Genomic DNA, 15,964 nt, shown 5'->3' with positions numbered 1-15,964 from the left:
GCAGTTTTCCGGATCGTGCTTGAGCCGAGATCGATTCGATTTGATCGAAGCAGGCGGGGCGGCCATAATCGCCCCGCCTGCTTCGTCCGATTTCTGCCATCCAGTGAGGCCGACCCATGCCAGCGTTCATCACCTTCGGACGGATTCTGTTCGCCGTGCTGTTCCTTTATTCGGGGGCGAGCAAGCTGTTCGGCATCCAGGCAACGGCGGATCTGCTCACGGCCAAGGTGACGATCCCGGCCATCGCAGCGCCCTATACGCAGCAGATCGAAACCTTCGTCGGCATGCCGTTCATGCAGCTCTTGGCGATCACGATCGGCGGCTTCGAGATCATCGCGGGGCTGATGATCGCGGTGAACGTGCTGGCAAGGTTCTTCGCGATCCTGCTGATCATCTTCGTGTGCTTCACGACTTTCTACTTCCATGATTTCTGGAATCAGCCGGCGCCCGACAACGCCAAGACCCTGATCGACGCGCTGAAGAACCTGTCGCTGATTGGCGCGCTGTTCATCATCGCCGGCTACGGTCGCGGACCGCGCCGCGACGACCCGGCGTATGGGGATGTGTAGATACGACGACTACGTCGCAGTCGTAGGGCGGATTAGCGAAGCGTAATCCGCCGATTTTCATATGGGGCAGGAGGAGCCGGCGGGTTACGCCTTCGGCTAACCCGCCCTACGAACGACGATCTTCAACCCACCCGCCGCCACGGCGTCACGCTGACATCCTGCTCCGCGTCGATCTGCTGCGGCGCGCCGGCGTGAAGGCCGTGCGCTGACAGCACCTGCTGCGGGGTGCGGGCAGGAACGCCGGGAAAGCACGGCTCGCCGTCGGGGATGCGCACTTTCGGTGCGACCGAGAGCCAGAACGTGTCGTAGCGGTCCATGAACATGCCGAACACGCCGGGGCCGCCGATGATCGCGACCATGCCCGAGCTCACGCCGGCCTCGCGGCTCGCGGTCTCGAACGGGCAGCCGGCGGGATTCCACAACAGCGCCTTCGGATTGTCCGGGTCGGGTGCGATGGCTGCGACCTTGCCGGTCAGGATCAGGCGGCGCCGCTTCGATGCGTTCGGTTGCTCTTCCTGGGAGTGGCGGCCATGCACGACGAGGTCCGCACGGTCGAGCGCCGCGGTGAAGAAGCGCTTGTCGCCCTCGATCTTAAGATCGTCGGGCATCACATTCCGCGCGTTCGCCAACCGGCCATCGGCCGAGACGATGACGAAACCCTCGATACGCAACCCAGACACCAGAATTATCGCCGGCGCGCTTACTGATCGACTGTCGTGACGACGCTGTTCACCGGCCGCGAGCTCACGGTCGGCAGCTTGACGTCCTTGGCGAGCTCCTGCTCGTACTGCGGCAGCACGGTCGCCGGGGATTTCGCGCGCATCGCGACCACCTTGTAGCCGCCGGCCTTGAGCTGCGTCAGCAGCGTCGGCAGCGCTTCCGCGGTGTGCTTCTGGAAGTCGTGCATCAGGATGATGCCCTTGCCGAGCTTGGCGAGCTTCTTCATCACGGTGTCGATCACCTGTTGCGAGTTCTTCGACTTGAAGTCGAAGGAGTCGAGGTCGCAGGAGAAGATCGCGATGTTGCGGTTGCCGAGATAGGTGACCATCTCCGGCGGATGTTGCAGCGCCGGGAAGCGGAAGAACGGCGAGGGCGACGTCTCGAGCGCCCACTTGACCGCGGCCAGACCGCGCTCGATCTCGTCCTTCTTCTGATCCTCGGTCAGCTTCTTGTTGTTCAGATTCTCATGCGACCAGGTGTGCGAGCCGACGGTGTGGCCGGCGGCATAGACCTGGCGCAGGATTTCGGGGTGATAGGTCGCGTGCTTGCCGATCGGGAAGAAGATGCCCGTGGTGCATTCATCGGCGAGCGCCTTCAGCACCGCTGGCGTGTTGCCCGGCCACGGACCGTCGTCGAAGGTCAGCACCACCTCATGGTCGCGCAGGAAGTCGAGCTGCTTGAAATGCTCGAAGCCGAAGCCGGGACCGCCTGTGGTGTCGATCTCGACGGTGCGGGCGACACCGAGCGCGTTCGGATTGTTGCAGGCGGCGCGTGCCGGCTGCGGCGCTTGCTTCGGTGGCACTTGAGCGGCCGCTGCGGCGGGCGCAGGCGCGGCTGCGGCAGGCGCGGGAGCTGCGGCCGCTGGTGCTGCCGCCGGCGCGGCGCCCTTGGCGGGCGGCGTCTGCGACCAAGCTGCGCTCGACGCGAGCAATGATACGGTCCCTGCGAAAATCAGACCTGCCGCAATGCGCATGGCGTGTTCCCTGCTGATCGCGCTCCCGGTGCCGGCACTGCCGCAACCAAGGCCGCTTCACCCCCAACTGATCGTACCCTAGTCACAGTGCCGACGCCAAGGCAATGAACGTGGCGACCTCGCGCCCAAAATCCCAGTTAATTCCGGGGATTATCGTAGCTTCTCAGGCTGCCGCCAGTGCCCGTGCGATCCCAGTCTTGATGCGGGTGTCGTCCGGCGTCACCGACTCAGGGAAGACGTCGGCGATATAGCCGTCGCGGCCGATCAGGTATTTGTGGAAATTCCAGCGCGGCACGTCCTTCGGCCGTGCCTCCGCCGCCCAACGGTAAAACGGATGCGCGTTTGCGCCCTTGACCACGGCTTTAGCCGCGATCGGGAAGGTGACGCCGTATTGATGCTGCGCGGTCTCGGCGATCTCGGTCGGTCCGCCGGGTTCCTGGCCGCCGAAATCATTGGAGGGCACGCCGATGATGACGAAGCCGCGATCGCGGAATTCGGTCCACAATTGCTGCAGGCCGGCATATTGCGGCGTGAAGCCACAGAGCGAGGCCGTGTTCACGATCATCAGGGGATGGCCGGCATAGTCGGCAAGGCGAATGTCGCCGCCGGAGAGTGCCGGAAATGAGAAGGCATAGGCGGTGATCCGGCTCATCGCCGGCTGCTCCGCATGCAGCGCACGGGATCCTGCGGCCGCGGCGAATGCCGCCACGATCAGTGTCCTGCGGTCCATCATGGTCTCGTCCCCGGAACAGATGTTCACGGCGATCATAATCCAGCGGGCAGGCGGAGGCTTTCAAGAAGGCGTTATTGATCGCCTCAGCGCAGCGGCAGGATGAAGTCGGTGCCTTCGCCGGTCTCGCCCTGGTTCACGCCCAGGTCGGAGACGATGATCGATCCGCCGGTGCCGAGCGCTTCGTTGATCCGCGCCGTCGCGTCGGCCGGGATCGAGATGCGGTCGAGCGCCTCGGCCGGGGTGTTGGTCGCCGGCTGCGGCTTCGCCTCGACCGGCGCTGCGGCCGCGACCTTGCGACGATGTGAGGCGCGCTCCTCGACGTCGATACGGGCGGCGTTGCGGGTCGGCAGCGTCACCACCGACCAGCGCAGCAGGTTCGCATCGGTCTTGTCGGCCTCCGCGGTGAACACATGCGTGCCGAGCGGCCGGTCGCTTGCCGCGATCGTCACCGGCACCTCGAACAGCGGCGCAAAGTTCTGCCGCACATAGAGCTTGGAATCCTTGCGGCTGATGAACACCGAAATCTGGCCGCCGCGCTTCGGTATCTCGATCTTGGCAACGCCGGGCAGTCGTGCGGGATCCTTGGCCGCATCCTGGTTGGCGTCGGTCGCAGTCGCTGCCTCGGCGGGCTTGACCGCATCCGCCGCCTTGGCTGCGTCCTTGCTGGCCGCGTCAGTCTTCGATGTGTCCGTCTTCGATGGTTCCGTTTTGGGCACCTCGGCAACGCCGGGCTTGGCGGCGTCTGCCTTCGGCTCATCGGCTTTGGCTTCGGCCTTCACCGGGTCGCTTGCGGAAACCTCGGACTTCGGCGTGTCGGTGCTGCCGGTGACCTCGCCGACCGTCTTGTCGTCGGCAGCGGCAGGCTCGGCCGCGCTCACCTCGGACTTGTCAGCTGCGATCTTCTCCGCAATGCCGTCGCGCGTGGTGGAGGAAGCATCGGACATCGTCGCCGACGCGCTTGCCGCCGACATCGCGCCGCTGGCATCGGCGGTGTGGGTGTTGTCGCGCAGTGACGCGGCGGCTGCATGACCGACGCTGGTGCGCAGGTCGAGACTGGATTGCTTGTCCGCGCCCTTGTCGCTCTTCACGCCGAGCGGCGCGTCCATCTTCAGAACATCGTCGGCAACCGGCTGCTGCGGCGCGACCTTCTGCGTCACCAGCAGCGGATGCGAGAAATTCTCCGGCGAGATCGTGCCCGGCGTGACGAACACGCGGGCGCCCATCCGCGTCCAGTTGTACATCTTGACCGCAAACGACATCGGCATGCGGATGCAGCCATGCGAGGCCGGATAGCCGGGCAGCACGCCGGCGTGCATCGCGATGCCCGACCAGGTGATGCGCTGCATGTACGGCATCGGTGCGCCGCTATAGATGTTGGACTGGTGGTACTTCTGCTTCTGGATGACGCTGAAGACACCCATCGGGGTCGAATGCCCCTTCATGCCGGTCGATACCGGGCTCTCGGCGTAGAGGCCGTTGGCGTCGTAGATGCTGACCCGCTGCTGGTCGATCGAGACCGAGATGATCAGGGGACCCTGCGGCTTGCGGCCGGCCTCCTTCTCGATCGCCGGATTCTTCTTGGCTGTACTGCGCTTCGGCTTCGGCCGGGCCTGCTGCGGCGGCATCGGCTCGATATCGCCGTAATAGCCGGAGTCACGATTCCAATAGAACAGGGCTGCATCGGCCTGCGAGGAGGCGGCCACGGTGCCGGCTGCCGTCAGAATTGCAAACTGCCAGACCCGCCTATTCGCAGAATCAAAAATCGAAATCTGACGTCCGCTTGCGCGCATATTCCGAATCCCAGTCCAAACTATCTGTTGGTTGTCGCAGACGCCGAACGCGTTCACCAGCGCAAGCGATCTAACCCTTCCGTGAGGGGCTATTTTTCGACGAAAGAGTAGCAAAAAAGCCTCACAGGAGGTTAAAGCGCCCGGTCTGATCACCGAACTGTCAGCGCCTTCCTGTGCGGCGTTTGCGCACTACATAGGCGGGACCCACCCGGCGGAGACCTCAATGACATCGAGAAATGTGAGCTTGTGTGACGTGCGACTGTTGTCTCGATGGGGCTGCGCGGCGCTGCTGATGTTGCTCGCTTTGGGGCAGGCGGTTCCCGCGGCCGCGGCTGACGAGCCGGACCTGATCTTTCGCCGTTCGACGGTGTTCAAATGGGTGAGCCCCAACGACAAGCTCGCGACCTATGGCGTCGACGACCCCGAGGTCGACGGCGTCGCCTGTCACTTCACGGTGCCGGAGAAGGGCGGTTTCAAGGGCTGGCTCGGCCTTGCCGAGGAAGTCTCTGATATTTCGCTGGCTTGCCGGCAGATCGGGCCGATCCGCTTCAAGAACAAGCTCAGCCAGGGTGACGACATGTTCAGCAAGCGGCGGTCGCTGTTCTTCAAGCGGATGCAGATCGTGCGCGGCTGCGACGCCAAGCGCAACGTGCTGGTCTACATGGTGTATTCCGACAAGCTGATCGAGGGCTCGCCGAAGAACTCGACGTCGTCGGTGCCGATCATGCCTTGGGGCGCGGCCGACGCCACCGCCGTGCAGAAATGCGGCGAGTTCATTCAGTAGCGGGAGCAGGGGCTTGGCCCGGGCGGCTGAAGCGGCGGACGAGCTAGCGCTTGGTTTGCCCGAACTGCTTCGCGCCGATGCTGAGGCCCGGCTTGACCTTCGGGTCGTGGCAGCCGACGAGGCGGACCAGCTTCTGCTGCGCGCACTCATTGTCGCCCATCACATAGGCGCCCTGCTGCGGCATTGCGGCCGTCATCTGTTGCTGCTGGCCGGATTTGCTGGCCGCGGATTGATTGCCAACACCCATGTTGCCATTGCCCACGACTGACATCCTTCGTTGGATCGGGAATCACCACAACGTGCCACCGCGGAGATGGTTGCACGGTGCCCAGATGAGTCGGCCGAACTGCCGGCCGGTTCACGCCGCTCTTGCTGTGCTGCTTCCTGTCTCAGCAGAGGAAAGTTAAGAAAGCGCGGTAGCCCGCTCAATTTGCACGCACAATTCGTGGGCGGTTCCCGCCGCCGGGCGGCACTCGGCGCGCGAAATGTTGAACACGCCCACGGGCGGCGTGCTCGCGCTGAAAACATTGGTGTTTTCCGGCCAATGTTTCGTGGGCTGCCGATCGACGAAACAATTCTCCGGTCGACGAAACCATTTTCAGCTAGTTCCGCAGAACTCTCGAAACGGCAGATCGTTATCAAACCGTCAACAACGGCGCGCGGCGTCGAGTCGGAATGACGGAGACTGTCAAATGCGGACCATGAGCCTGATCCTCGCCTTCGCCTTCGTGATGGCCGGTTCGTCGATGGCTGGTACCCCGGACAATGGTTTGCCCGGCATCGGCACCTTCTCCTACAACGGCTCGCCGGTGGTCACCTCGGCCCCGATGGTGGTGGCGCAGGTCAACTGAGCGCGACGCGACAAACAGAACTGCCGGTAAAGGCTCCCCATGTTGCTCCGTATCTGTTCCGCCGCGCTCCTGGCATCGCTTGCCCTCGTAGGTTCCGCGCAGGCCCAATCCCAACTTCCACTCGAGTCGATGCAAATCCGGTCGCTTTACCGGGTGCCTGAGCCGCGCGACGAGTTCGTGCGCCAATGCGCGCCGCATATGCTCGGGCGCTGGGCGCATCCCGAGGCCGTGTGCGGTTGCCTGCATGACCATGCTGCCGCGACGGTGGACGATCCCGATCTGCGCCAGGCGCTGCTGCGCGGCATCAGCGAGACCGGCGTGCCGACCATCGAGACCGATTGGGTGCCGCCGTCCAAGCAAAACGAGATTGGCCCGACCTTCACCAAGATCGCCAAGCCGACGCTGCAATGCATGTTCGAGCCGATCTCGAACTGAGCGGCGTTTTGCCGATGCAATGATGAATGAGGCGCCTCGCGGAAGCGGGGCGTTACTTTTTGGCGAGGCGCTGCACGCAGCTTTGGGTCCGCACCACGCCATTCTGGCTCAGCCTGGCGCCGATCACCTGCTTGATCTGCCCGGCCGGGCAGGAGCCGTCATCGACCAGGACGCGCTGACCGACCCGGAGGTCGACGATGTCAGCCTCGCGCATGACGGTCTGTGCGGAAGCGGACTGAATGATCGCGAGAAATGCTGCGGCGCTGACCAGCGCGACCAATCCGATGCGCGGCATCGCAGCCTCCTTCACTTGTTCTGGATCTTGACCCCGTCGGGGCCGACATTGATCTGCAAACCTTCGGGCTGCTTGTTCGCCTGGTATAGATTGTAGCCGAGCATCCCTGCGATCACGACCAGCGCGGCGATCACGAGATACAGGACGTTGCGATTGGGCATCCGGTATCTCCGTAGGCGGACACTGACTGAACGCGGGCGACCTTAGTCAGGTGGTTGCGATTCTCCTAGAGCGCTGCGGCCTGGCGGATGGCTTGACGGATATCTTGCGCGTTGCGCGCAGCGCAGTCAGCGTTGTCTTCGCCAGTTGTTCCGCCGACGCGACCAGTTGGGGAACCGGATGACCGGAGAATCCCAGCACGAAGCCGGGCAGTGGGCGTGCGCGATGATAGGTCTCGGCGAGCAGCCAGCCGCCGACGCCGGCAGCCGCCTTGGCCTGCGCGGCAATCTGCGGATCGGTTGAGGGAACGAGCCGCGCCACGAGATGCAGGCCTTGCGACGGCACGGGAACCGTGAGCTCGCCCTCGGATGCATTCGTGAGTGTCGAAGCCAGCACGTCGCGCGCCTCGCGATAGAGTTTGCGCGACTTGCGCAAGTTGGCGGCGAAGGCGCCGGAGTTCAGCATGTCGGCGACCGCGCCTTCCATCAGGGTGCCGGGAAAGCGATCGAGCGCGGCGCGCGCCGCCGTCACCGGACCGATCAAGGCTTCGGGCAGGGCGCAGTAACCGATCCGTAGTCCAGGAAACAGCGTCTTCGCGAACGTGCCCATGTAGATCACGCGGCGCAGATGATCGATGCCGGCGAGCGACAGCAGCGGCGCGCCGTCATAGCGGAACTCGCTGTCGTAATCGTCTTCGAACACGAAGGCGCCGGCGTCCCTGGCCCAGTCGAGCAGCTCGAGCCGGCGCGGCATCGCCATCTGCACGCCGAGCGGAAACTGGTGCGATGGCGTGACATAGGCGGCGCGCGCGCTAGGCGCGGATACGCGTCCCTTGTCGATGCGCATGCCGGAGCCATCGACCGGCACCGACACCGGGCGATAGCCGCAATGCTCGATCGCACGCCGCGCCGCCGGATAGCCGGGGTCCTCGCACCAGACCTGGTCGCCGGGCTTGAGGATCGCGCCCAGCACGATGCGCAGCGCATGCAGCGTGCCCGAGGCCAGCATGATCTGGTCGGGATCGCAGCGCAGCCCGCGCGCCGACAGCAGATGGTCTGAGATCGCGGCACGCAACTCGCTGCTGCCGCGGGGATCGCCGTAGTGCAGATGCTCAGAGCCGAAGGCGCGCAGCCGGCGGCCGGCAAAGGCGCGGAAGCGCTGCAGTGCGCGCTCATCGATATGCGTGCAGCCGAGCGACAGCGCATTGTGCTGCGGCGGTTCGATCTCGATCCTGGCGCGTCGCGGCGCGGTGGCCTGGGCCGGAATGCGCGCGGCGACGAAGGTGCCGGAGCCCGTGGTCGCCACGGCGAAGCCGTCGGCGATCAGCCGCTCATAGGCTGTGGTGATGGCGTTGCGGCGGAAGCCGGTCTGCTTGGCCAGCGCGCGCGACGGCGGCAGCGGCTCGCCCGGCTTGACGAGGCCGCCGACGATGGTGTGGCACAGCGCCTGATAGAGCCGCTGCTGCGAGGCCGCGCCAGCGGTCACGTGCGGGCCGGTGAGGTCGAGCGGCAGCTCAGGCTTGCGCGCCGTGGGCTCTCGGGAATTGGTCGGAATTTTTCGCATGGAATTGGCACTATCGCAGACCAAATGGGCCGCTACAACTCTCGACAGATTCCAGATTTCGAAAGGCACTGCCGTGACCGAAGGCGCGTCCACTCCGTCCTACCCCATGTCGTCCCGCAACCGGGTCAAGCGCCGCCATGATCGCGGCTTCTACGACCACGCCACCGTGCACAAGATCCTGGACGCCTCGATGCTGTGCCACGTCTCCTACGTGATCGACGGCCAACCCTATTGCACGCCGACCTTCTTCTGGCGCGAGGGTACGAAACTCTATTGGCACGGCTCGAGCGCGAGCCGGATGCTGGAGAACCAGTCCGAAGGCCAGCGCGTGTGCCTGACGGTTGCCCATCTCGACAGCCTGGTGCTGGCACGCTGCGGCTTCAACCACTCGGCCGACTATCGCGCGGTGATGGCGTTCGGCTCGGCCTATCTCGTGACCGACCCGGAAGAGAAGGAGCGCGCGATCGTTGCGATGGTCGACCGCTTCTTTCCGGAGCGCACCGCCAGCCTGCGCGCCAGCAACAAGCAGGAGATCAAGGCGACCTCGTTCATCGCGATGGCGATCGAGGAAGCCTCGGCAAAGGTGCGCGCCAAGGGCGTAGCAGACGACGACGAGGATTACGAGTTGCCGATCTATGCCGAGCGCATTCCGGTGCGCACCGTGCTCGGTGCGCCCGAGCCGTGTCCGCGTCTGCTCGACGGCGTGACGCGGCCTGCGACGCTTGATGGCTATTCGGAAGGCCGTCTGCTCGAAGATGCATTGCGGGATGCTTATTTTGCGCAATACCCGGCGGAGTGAAATCAGGTTACGCTGCGGCTCCCGCCTTTTCTGATGTCCCCCATGGAGCTGCCGCATGACTGCCGAGACGCAACAACGAATCCTTGCCGCCGTTGACGAGGGATTCGATGCGCAGCTTGCGACGACGCAGGCCTTTGTCGCGATCCCGTCGACCCGCGGCGCCGAGGGGCCGTGCCAGGACATGATCGGCGATCTCCTGCGCGAGCGCGGCTACGAGGTCGACGACTGGCACATCAATCTCGACGAGCTGAAGGGTCTGCGCGGCTTCGGCCCGATCGAGCATGATTTCTCCAAGGCGCGCACGGTGGTCGGTACCTACCGTCCGGCCACCAATGCCGGCAAATCGCTGATCCTGCAGGGCCACTGCGACGTCGTGCCCACCGGCCCGCTCGAGATGTGGGAGACGCCACCGTTCTCGCCGGTCATCAAGGACGGCAGGATGTATGGCCGCGGTGCCTGTGACATGAAGTCCGGCACAATTGCCGCGCTCTATGCGCTGGATGCGATCAGGAAGGCCGGCCTGAAGCCGACGGCGCGGATTCACCTCCAGTCTGTGATCGAGGAGGAGAGCACCGGCGTCGGCGCGCTCTCGACCTTGCAGCGCGGCTATCGCGCCGATGCCTGCTTCATCCCGGAGCCGACTAACGGCAAGATGATCCGCTCGCAGGTCGGCGTGATCTGGTTCCGCCTGAAGGTGCGCGGCTTCCCGGTGCATGTGTTCGAGGCCGGCGCCGGCTCGAACGCGATCATGGCGGCGTATCATCTGGTGCACGCGCTGGAGAAGCTCGAGATCGCCTGGAACGAGCGGGCCAAGGCAGACCGCCACTTCAAGGACGTCAATCATCCGATCAACTTCAACCCGGGCATCATCAAGGGCGGCGACTGGGCCTCCAGCGTGCCGGCCTGGTGCGATGTCGATTGCCGAATCGCGGTGCTGCCGGGCTGGTCGATCGCGGAGTGCCAGAAGGAAATTCTGGCCTGCGTGTCGGCGGCGGCGCGCGATCATCGTTTCCTGTCCAACAATCCGCCGCAGGTGGAATGGTCGGGCTTCCTGTCGGAAGGCTACGAGCTCGTGAACTCCGAGGCGCCGGAAGCCGCTTTCGCTAAAGCGCATCGAGCGGTCTATGGCGGAGCGGTGGAAGACCGCGCCTTCACCGCGCTGACCGACACGCGTTTCTACGGCCTGAACTACGACATACCGAGCCTCTGCTTCGGCGCCAGTGGCGCGGCGATGCACGGCTTCAACGAATATGTCGAACTGGAATCGCTGCGGAAGTCGACCAAGGCCATCGCGCTGTTCATCGCGGAATGGTGCGGAGTGGAGAAGGCGTAGGTAGTCTCTCCGTCATTGCGAGGAGCGAAGCGACGAAGCAATCCATTTCGCGGCAAGCAGTGACATGGATTGCTTCGCTTCGCTCGCGATGACGACGCAGTTGTCCTATACGCGCTCCGCCCACAACGCCTTGACGATCGCATCGAGCCCATCGGTCAGCGCCGCGGGGCCGGGTTGCAGGATGATCGGCGACTTGATCTCGACGATGCGGTCGTTGCGCACGGCGGGAATATCGCTCCAGCCAGAGCGCTTGCGGATGCGGTCGGGTACGACCTTCTTGCCGCACCAGGATGCCAGAATCACGTCGGGCATCGCTGCGCGCACGGCATCGGGCGTGACGATGCGATCCCTGGCGGCCTTGTGCGTGCGCAGATGCGGCAGCACGTCCTCGCCGCCGGCAATCTCGATCAGCTCGGACACCCAGCCAATGCCGCTGATCAGTGGATCGTCCCATTCCTCGAAATAGACCTTTGGCCGCGGCGCCGGACGCGGCGTTGCCGCGATGGCGACCAGCCGTTGTTCGAGGCTTTGCGCGAGTTGCCCGGCGCGCTCGGCAGCACCGACCATCGCGCCGAGGCTGCGGATCATTGCGAGGATGCCGGCGACATCGCGCTGATTGAAGACATGGACGGCGACACCGGCGCGCACGAGATCAGCGACGATGTCGGCCTGCAGATCGGAGAAGGCGAGCACCAGATCGGGCTCGAGCGCCAGGATCTTTGGAATGTCGGCGGAGATGAACGCCGACACGCGCGGCTTCTCGCGGCGGACCTGCGGCGGCCGCACCGCATAGCCGGAGACGCCGACGATACGGTCCTGCTCGCCGAGCAGATAGAGAGTCTCGACGGTCTCTTCGGTCAGGCAGACGATCCGGCGGGGAGGGAAGTCGCGCATCGCGGACGGTATGCAGACTCGCCAAGGATTGTCACGGCGGCCATGACGTCATCTGTTCCATTACCTCGCACGTCATTGCCGGGCTTGACCCGGCAATCCATCATGCAGAGGACGCTTCTCGCGAGAACGATGGATACGCGGGTCAAGCCCGCGTATGACGCCAGAAAAACCGGAGGAACGTGATGACGCCGCTCGAAAAGATCCAGTCGATGAAGATGCCGTTTGCGGAACTGAAGGGCGTCACCTTCACCGAGGCCGGCCCGGATCGCGTGGTCGCGAAAATGCTGGTGCGGCCGGACCTCTGTACCCTCCGCAACACCATCCACGGCGGCGCGGTGATGGCCTTCGCCGACTCGGTCGGCGCCGCCGCCACCGTGATCAACCTGCCTGAGGACGCCAAGGGCACCACGACGCTGGAGAGCAAGACCAATTTCATCGGCGGGGCCAAGGAGGGGGCCACCGTGATCGCGACGGCGACCCCGGTTCACCGGGGCCGGCGGACCCAGGTCTGGCAGACCAGGCTGGAGACTGAGGATGGCAAGCTGGTCGCGGTGGTTACGCAAACGCAGCTGGTATTATGATGAGGCAATGATGTGATTTACCGATCACATCATTGTTTACTTAAATGAATCTAGACACTTGAATTATATGGTGCGTCGCACAATATACGGACTGCTAGGGACTCGACGCCTCCTCGAGGGCTACCAAGAGGAGTTATGAAATGAACTATGATTCCATCCGTCCGACGTCCGCCAAGGGCACCGTGCGGACGTTGAGCCAGCAGGAGGAGCTTCCTCTGCTGCGCGATCACCTGTTGCGACTGGATCGTACCAGCCGCCATGATCGTTTTCATGGCTTCATCGACGACAGCTTCATCCGCCGCTACGCCGAGCGCTGCGCCAATGACGGCACGGTCATTATCGCCTACTTCGAGGATGGCGTGATCCGCGGCGCGGCCGAGCTGCATCCGCCGGAGCAATCACCGGATGCGCAGCCTGAGATCGCCTTCAGCGTGGAACGGTCGGTGCGGCGCAAGGGCGTCGGCAGCACGTTGTTCCGCAAGCTGATCGCCGAGGCGCATGCCAAGGGCTACGGCAGCCTGCGCATCACCACGGGCGCGCAGAACGACGCGATGCGTGCGCTCGCCACCAAGTTCGGTGCGCAGCTGACCTTCCGTCACGGTGAGTCCACCGGCAGCATCGACCTGACCGAGCAGCACCAGGCTGAACCGGCGCCGGCCGCTGCACCGGTTACGCCGGTCGAGGCCGCGCGTGCGATCGTCGACATGAACCGCGCCTATTGGCGAATGGTGATGCAGATGTCCGGCTGGGGCCGCGCAGCTTGAGCTGAGACATCGGATCAGAAACGTAAAAAGGGCAATCCGCTCAGCGGATTGCCCTTTTTCTTTGAGTGACCGAATGTCGTTGTTCAGGTGCCGGTGCGCTTGTCGATTGCGAAGCGTCGGACCACGCGGCGCTCGACCACGACCGAGCGCTGTGCGCCCTGTTCGCCGGCGATCACGCGGGTTGCCGTACCGGTGCGGGCGCTAACGCGCGCGGTCTTCTTCACCTCGGCCAGCACCTCTTCATAGGGCAGCCCCATCAGGGACGACGCGATCTCGGCCTGGGCCTCCACGTCGTCGGTGATGCCGATGGCGGCGAAGATTGCCTCCTCCAGCGTCGGCGGATCATGCCGCACGCGCCGGGTGCCATACTTGGTGTTCCAGTCTCCGCTCATCGCCGCCTCATCTTTGAATCGCGGGAGATACGTAAGGTCCCCAATGTTGCATTGCAATATGAATATGAGATGGCAATCCAGCCATGCAGCTAGAGTCTCTCAATCTTGTGAGCGTCATAAAGTTCGATGGTGGTCGCAGCCGCCGCGAGAGATTGCAGGGAGCGGACGAAATCGCGTGACGCAGGGACCGCAAAATGCGCCGCCAGCGCAGCGCGGTCGGCCCATTGCTCGAAAAACACCAGCCTGAGCGGATTCTCGCAATCGACCTGGACCGCATGCGAGATGCAGCCCGGCTCGGCGCGCGAGCGATGGACATGTTCGAGGCTCAATCGCCGCACCTCGTCGAACGAGTCGGGGCGGGCGGTAACGCTGCCGGTGACGACGATCATGGTCTCCCCCTGTCGGTTACGGGGCGGCTTCCGCCCCTGATGCACCAATCGGTTGCTGCGGCCAGCGCTTCAGCGCGGCGCGGCCGGCATCGGTCAGCACATAGATGCCGCGCTCGGCGCGATCGAACCAGCCGTAGACATTATGCTGCAGGATCTTGCCGGCGTCGGGAATCTCGGCGCGCAGGTCGCGCACCCGTCGGGGACCATCCGACAGCGCACAGGCGCAGGCCAGCGCCTGCTGCCGATACGCGGTCATGATCGGCGCGCGCGTCGATCCGCCCATGGCAGGATCGCCCTTGCGCTTCCGATGCTCGGTGATCAGGCGCGAGCGCTTCTTCGGATTGCGGCGCGGTGCCGCAGTCGGCGGCGGCACCAGCACCTCGACGTCGCCGCGGTCGGTGACGCCGAGCATGCCGAAGCCGAGCCGCCGGCACAGATTGCGATAGCGCGCGTCGCTCTCGCGGCCCTTGCCGCGGGCCGAGACCTTGGCCGCGATCCACACCTCATCAGCGGCCGCGGCGCGATCGACCGCCTGCAGGATCAGTTCGAGATTGAAGGCGAGCTTCAGTTCACCGATCACGACGACAGGCGGATCGCCGCCGCTCAGCGCCACGAGGTCGCACCCGCCGATCTCGCCCTTCACCGTGAAGCCGAGCCTTTCGAGGAAGCGTTTGACGGGCAGATAAAGCGCGGTTTCCAACAGGCAGGCTCCTGCGGCATCCCGCCGCGACTCAAGCGCCAGCATAGCGCGGAATTGCGCCCACTGAGGCGGATGGAATTTGCCCAAAGCGCGGCCAGGCGGCTATTATTGGGCCGGGACAGGGCGCGACCATTTCATGATCCGGAACGGCCTCTATCACATCACCGTCGAATTTCTCGATGGCGTCTCTGGCGGCAACCAGGGCGTCATGGTGCTGCGCGATGGCCAGATGCGCGGCGGCGACTCGTTTTTCTTCGCCCACGGCAGCTACACCGCGGCGAGCGGCAAGTGGAAGGGCGAGGTCACCAACGAGGAGCATTCGCCGACCTATGGCGAGCGCCCGGTTTGGGAACGCAAGGTGGTCACGATCGGTTTTACCGGCACCTACACGGACGAGACCGCCGAGGGCAACGGCATGGCACTCGCCGGCAAGCAGAGCATCCGCTTCCGGTCGAAGCTGCGGCTGCTGGTTGCAGACTAAACCCGTCCGTTCACCGGCAGCAGCGCGCCGGTGACGGCGCTCGCGGCGTCGCTGGCAAGGAACAGGATGATTTCGGCGAGTTCCTTCGGCGTCACCCATTTCGAGATGTCGGCCTTCGGCATCGCGGCGCGATTGGCGGCGGTGTCGATGATTGAGGGGAGCACGGCGTTGACCGTGACCTTGCCCTTGAGCTCGGCGGCGAGCGACTCGGTGAGGCGATGCACGCCGGCCTTCGAGGCCGCGTAGGGGCCCATGCCGGACGCTGCCTGCAAGGCGCCGAGCGCGCCGATATTGATGATCCGTCCGGCGCCCGATTTGATGAGATGCGGAATGGCCGCGTGCGACGTGTTGAATGCGGTCATCACGTTCATCGCATACATGCGCTGCCAGGTCGCGGGATCGCCGTCGCTCACCGCCTCGAATGTAAAGCCGCCGGCGATGTTGATCAGTCCGTCGAGCCGGCTGAAATGCGCCGCCGCCTTGTCGATCGCAGCCGTCGCCTGCGCGGTGTCGGTGAGGTCGACATTGCCGAGCTCGATACGATCGGCCGTCGCGGTAAGCTGCGAGGCCGCATGATCGATGCCGGCGACGCGCGCGCCGCGCGCCAGGGCTTCTTCGGCGACCACCTTGCCGAGCGCGCCAAGCGCGCCGGTGATGACGATGGCTTTTCCCTTCATGGTGGTCTCCGTATCAGCAACAGGTTGCTACCCACTATGATCAGGCGGATTTCATTTGCAATGCTGCCAATTTCGTCTCCTA

At 64.6% G+C, this 15,964-nt stretch carries 22 protein-coding genes; 9 read left to right on the top strand and 13 right to left on the bottom strand.

The genetic code is table 11. From position 1 onward, the window contains the following. Nucleotides 1-116: 116 nt before the first annotated feature. Nucleotides 117-569 carry a DoxX family protein gene (locus BraRD5C2_RS09390; RefSeq protein WP_223967996.1) on the top strand — a complete coding sequence of 151 codons (453 nt, stop codon included), beginning with the start codon at nt 117-119 and terminating at the stop codon, nt 567-569. Nucleotides 570-691: 122 nt separating this feature from the next. Here BraRD5C2_RS09390 and BraRD5C2_RS09385 read toward each other — a convergent pair whose 3' ends face one another. From BraRD5C2_RS09385 to BraRD5C2_RS09370, 4 genes are all read right to left on the bottom strand, one after another. Next, on the bottom strand, nt 692-1,249 hold the full coding sequence (locus tag BraRD5C2_RS09385) for a dihydrofolate reductase (protein ID WP_223967995.1): 558 nt from the start codon (nt 1,247-1,249) through the stop codon (nt 692-694). A gap of 20 nt (nt 1,250-1,269) precedes the next feature. After that, complete coding sequence (locus BraRD5C2_RS09380) at nt 1,270-2,262, bottom strand: polysaccharide deacetylase family protein (RefSeq protein WP_223967994.1); 993 nt, start codon at nt 2,260-2,262, stop codon at nt 1,270-1,272. Nucleotides 2,263-2,425: 163 nt separating this feature from the next. After that, complete coding sequence (locus BraRD5C2_RS09375; protein WP_212317670.1) at nt 2,426-2,995, bottom strand: glutathione peroxidase; 570 nt, start codon at nt 2,993-2,995, stop codon at nt 2,426-2,428. 83 nt (nt 2,996-3,078) lie between these two features. Continuing rightward, the gene (locus BraRD5C2_RS09370) at nt 3,079-4,785 is read right to left on the bottom strand and encodes a L,D-transpeptidase (protein WP_223967993.1); all 1,707 of its coding nucleotides are present in this window, start codon (nt 4,783-4,785) and stop codon (nt 3,079-3,081) included. Nucleotides 4,786-5,008: 223 nt separating this feature from the next. Here BraRD5C2_RS09370 and BraRD5C2_RS09365 point away from each other — a divergent pair, with 223 nt between their 5' ends. Beyond that, entirely contained in the window at nt 5,009-5,569 is a 561-nt protein-coding gene (locus tag BraRD5C2_RS09365; protein ID WP_223967992.1) for a CreA family protein, read from the top strand. Nucleotides 5,570-5,612: 43 nt separating this feature from the next. On the opposite strand, the gene BraRD5C2_RS09360 is transcribed toward BraRD5C2_RS09365, so the two are convergent. After that, the gene (locus tag BraRD5C2_RS09360; protein WP_223967991.1) at nt 5,613-5,840 is read right to left on the bottom strand and encodes a hypothetical protein; all 228 of its coding nucleotides are present in this window, start codon (nt 5,838-5,840) and stop codon (nt 5,613-5,615) included. 421 nt (nt 5,841-6,261) lie between these two features. On the opposite strand from BraRD5C2_RS09360, the gene BraRD5C2_RS09355 reads away from it, so the two are divergent. Together BraRD5C2_RS09355 and BraRD5C2_RS09350 are read left to right on the top strand one after the other, a co-directional pair. Next, a complete protein-coding gene (locus BraRD5C2_RS09355; RefSeq protein ID WP_223967990.1) occupies nt 6,262-6,420 on the top strand; it encodes a hypothetical protein in 159 nt (52 codons plus the stop codon). 39 nt (nt 6,421-6,459) lie between these two features. Beyond that, a complete protein-coding gene (locus BraRD5C2_RS09350; RefSeq protein WP_223967989.1) occupies nt 6,460-6,855 on the top strand; it encodes a hypothetical protein in 396 nt (131 codons plus the stop codon). Between the two features lie 52 nt (nt 6,856-6,907). Here BraRD5C2_RS09350 and BraRD5C2_RS09345 read toward each other — a convergent pair whose 3' ends face one another. Genes BraRD5C2_RS09345 through pdxR form a run of 3 tightly spaced genes read right to left on the bottom strand, consistent with a single transcriptional unit; the run spans nt 6,908 to nt 8,872 of the window. Beyond that, nucleotides 6,908-7,150, bottom strand: coding sequence for a DUF6719 family protein (locus tag BraRD5C2_RS09345; protein WP_223967988.1), 243 nt, complete (start codon nt 7,148-7,150; stop codon nt 6,908-6,910). Nucleotides 7,151-7,161: 11 nt separating this feature from the next. Further along, nucleotides 7,162-7,311, bottom strand: a complete 150-nt coding sequence (locus BraRD5C2_RS09340; protein WP_223967987.1) for a hypothetical protein — start codon at nt 7,309-7,311, stop codon at nt 7,162-7,164. Between the two features lie 46 nt (nt 7,312-7,357). Beyond that, entirely contained in the window at nt 7,358-8,872 is a 1,515-nt protein-coding gene (gene pdxR / locus BraRD5C2_RS09335; RefSeq protein WP_223967986.1) for a MocR-like pyridoxine biosynthesis transcription factor PdxR, read from the bottom strand. Between the two features lie 106 nt (nt 8,873-8,978). Here pdxR and BraRD5C2_RS09330 point away from each other — a divergent pair, with 106 nt between their 5' ends. After that, on the top strand, nt 8,979-9,671 hold the full coding sequence (locus BraRD5C2_RS09330) for a pyridoxamine 5'-phosphate oxidase family protein (RefSeq protein WP_374707973.1): 693 nt from the start codon (nt 8,979-8,981) through the stop codon (nt 9,669-9,671). Between the two features lie 55 nt (nt 9,672-9,726). Further along, on the top strand, nt 9,727-11,004 hold the full coding sequence (locus BraRD5C2_RS09325; RefSeq protein WP_223967985.1) for an ArgE/DapE family deacylase: 1,278 nt from the start codon (nt 9,727-9,729) through the stop codon (nt 11,002-11,004). 105 nt (nt 11,005-11,109) lie between these two features. Here the strand turns inward: BraRD5C2_RS09325 and BraRD5C2_RS09320 are convergent, their stop codons facing one another. Next, nucleotides 11,110-11,898, bottom strand: coding sequence for a cobalamin-binding protein (locus BraRD5C2_RS09320; protein ID WP_223967984.1), 789 nt, complete (start codon nt 11,896-11,898; stop codon nt 11,110-11,112). Nucleotides 11,899-12,080: 182 nt separating this feature from the next. Here BraRD5C2_RS09320 and BraRD5C2_RS09315 point away from each other — a divergent pair, with 182 nt between their 5' ends. Next, entirely contained in the window at nt 12,081-12,479 is a 399-nt protein-coding gene (locus BraRD5C2_RS09315; protein ID WP_223967983.1) for a PaaI family thioesterase, read from the top strand. A 140-nt stretch (nt 12,480-12,619) separates the two neighbouring features. Beyond that, nucleotides 12,620-13,243 (top strand): GNAT family N-acetyltransferase, encoded by a 624-nt coding sequence (locus BraRD5C2_RS09310; protein ID WP_223967982.1) that lies wholly within the window; start codon nt 12,620-12,622, stop codon nt 13,241-13,243. Nucleotides 13,244-13,326: 83 nt separating this feature from the next. Here the strand turns inward: BraRD5C2_RS09310 and BraRD5C2_RS09305 are convergent, their stop codons facing one another. The 3 genes from BraRD5C2_RS09305 to BraRD5C2_RS09295 form a co-directional block, all read right to left on the bottom strand. Further along, a complete protein-coding gene (locus tag BraRD5C2_RS09305; RefSeq protein WP_223967981.1) occupies nt 13,327-13,635 on the bottom strand; it encodes a hypothetical protein in 309 nt (102 codons plus the stop codon). Nucleotides 13,636-13,724: 89 nt separating this feature from the next. Further along, a complete protein-coding gene (locus BraRD5C2_RS09300; RefSeq protein WP_223967980.1) occupies nt 13,725-14,024 on the bottom strand; it encodes a putative quinol monooxygenase in 300 nt (99 codons plus the stop codon). Between the two features lie 16 nt (nt 14,025-14,040). Then, nucleotides 14,041-14,724, bottom strand: coding sequence for a DUF2161 domain-containing phosphodiesterase (locus BraRD5C2_RS09295; protein ID WP_223967979.1), 684 nt, complete (start codon nt 14,722-14,724; stop codon nt 14,041-14,043). 136 nt (nt 14,725-14,860) lie between these two features. Between BraRD5C2_RS09295 and BraRD5C2_RS09290 the strand changes: the two genes are divergently transcribed. Continuing rightward, nucleotides 14,861-15,205 carry a GrlR family regulatory protein gene (locus BraRD5C2_RS09290; RefSeq protein ID WP_223967978.1) on the top strand — a complete coding sequence of 115 codons (345 nt, stop codon included), beginning with the start codon at nt 14,861-14,863 and terminating at the stop codon, nt 15,203-15,205. On the opposite strand, the gene fabG is transcribed toward BraRD5C2_RS09290, so the two are convergent. Beyond that, nucleotides 15,202-15,882 (bottom strand): 3-oxoacyl-ACP reductase FabG, encoded by a 681-nt coding sequence (gene fabG, locus BraRD5C2_RS09285; RefSeq protein WP_223967977.1) that lies wholly within the window; start codon nt 15,880-15,882, stop codon nt 15,202-15,204. The two genes, BraRD5C2_RS09290 and fabG, sit on opposite strands and share 4 nt — an antisense overlap. Between the last annotated feature and the right edge of the window lie 82 nt (nt 15,883-15,964).

This window comes from Bradyrhizobium sp. RD5-C2, assembly GCF_019972155.1.
Taxonomy (GTDB): Bacteria; Pseudomonadota; Alphaproteobacteria; order Rhizobiales; family Xanthobacteraceae; genus Bradyrhizobium.
Note: the sequence above shows the minus strand (reverse complement) of the source record. Positions and strands in the feature narration are given on the sequence as shown.

Bases quoted from the DNA above. Each gene is read 5' to 3' on its own strand.
- BraRD5C2_RS09365 (WP_223967992.1), top strand. From the start codon at position 5,009: ATGACATCGAGAAATGTGAGCTTGTGTGACGTGCGACTGTTGTCTCGA.
- BraRD5C2_RS09390 (WP_223967996.1), top strand. From the start codon at position 117: ATGCCAGCGTTCATCACCTTCGGACGGATTCTGTTCGCCGTGCTGTTC.
- BraRD5C2_RS09330 (WP_374707973.1), top strand. From the start codon at position 8,979: ATGTCGTCCCGCAACCGGGTCAAGCGCCGCCATGATCGCGGCTTCTAC.
- BraRD5C2_RS09380 (WP_223967994.1), bottom strand. From the start codon at position 2,262: ATGCGCATTGCGGCAGGTCTGATTTTCGCAGGGACCGTATCATTGCTC.
- BraRD5C2_RS09305 (WP_223967981.1), bottom strand. From the start codon at position 13,635: ATGAGCGGAGACTGGAACACCAAGTATGGCACCCGGCGCGTGCGGCAT.
- BraRD5C2_RS09315 (WP_223967983.1), top strand. From the start codon at position 12,081: ATGACGCCGCTCGAAAAGATCCAGTCGATGAAGATGCCGTTTGCGGAA.
- BraRD5C2_RS09360 (WP_223967991.1), bottom strand. From the start codon at position 5,840: ATGTCAGTCGTGGGCAATGGCAACATGGGTGTTGGCAATCAATCCGCG.
- BraRD5C2_RS09310 (WP_223967982.1), top strand. From the start codon at position 12,620: ATGAACTATGATTCCATCCGTCCGACGTCCGCCAAGGGCACCGTGCGG.
- BraRD5C2_RS09290 (WP_223967978.1), top strand. From the start codon at position 14,861: ATGATCCGGAACGGCCTCTATCACATCACCGTCGAATTTCTCGATGGC.
- BraRD5C2_RS09320 (WP_223967984.1), bottom strand. From the start codon at position 11,898: ATGCGCGACTTCCCTCCCCGCCGGATCGTCTGCCTGACCGAAGAGACC.
- BraRD5C2_RS09345 (WP_223967988.1), bottom strand. From the start codon at position 7,150: ATGCCGCGCATCGGATTGGTCGCGCTGGTCAGCGCCGCAGCATTTCTC.
- BraRD5C2_RS09300 (WP_223967980.1), bottom strand. From the start codon at position 14,024: ATGATCGTCGTCACCGGCAGCGTTACCGCCCGCCCCGACTCGTTCGAC.
- fabG (WP_223967977.1), bottom strand. From the start codon at position 15,882: ATGAAGGGAAAAGCCATCGTCATCACCGGCGCGCTTGGCGCGCTCGGC.
- BraRD5C2_RS09340 (WP_223967987.1), bottom strand. From the start codon at position 7,311: ATGCCCAATCGCAACGTCCTGTATCTCGTGATCGCCGCGCTGGTCGTG.
- BraRD5C2_RS09350 (WP_223967989.1), top strand. From the start codon at position 6,460: ATGTTGCTCCGTATCTGTTCCGCCGCGCTCCTGGCATCGCTTGCCCTC.
- pdxR (WP_223967986.1), bottom strand. From the start codon at position 8,872: ATGCGAAAAATTCCGACCAATTCCCGAGAGCCCACGGCGCGCAAGCCT.
- BraRD5C2_RS09375 (WP_212317670.1), bottom strand. From the start codon at position 2,995: ATGATGGACCGCAGGACACTGATCGTGGCGGCATTCGCCGCGGCCGCA.
- BraRD5C2_RS09370 (WP_223967993.1), bottom strand. From the start codon at position 4,785: ATGCGCGCAAGCGGACGTCAGATTTCGATTTTTGATTCTGCGAATAGG.
- BraRD5C2_RS09325 (WP_223967985.1), top strand. From the start codon at position 9,727: ATGACTGCCGAGACGCAACAACGAATCCTTGCCGCCGTTGACGAGGGA.
- BraRD5C2_RS09355 (WP_223967990.1), top strand. From the start codon at position 6,262: ATGCGGACCATGAGCCTGATCCTCGCCTTCGCCTTCGTGATGGCCGGT.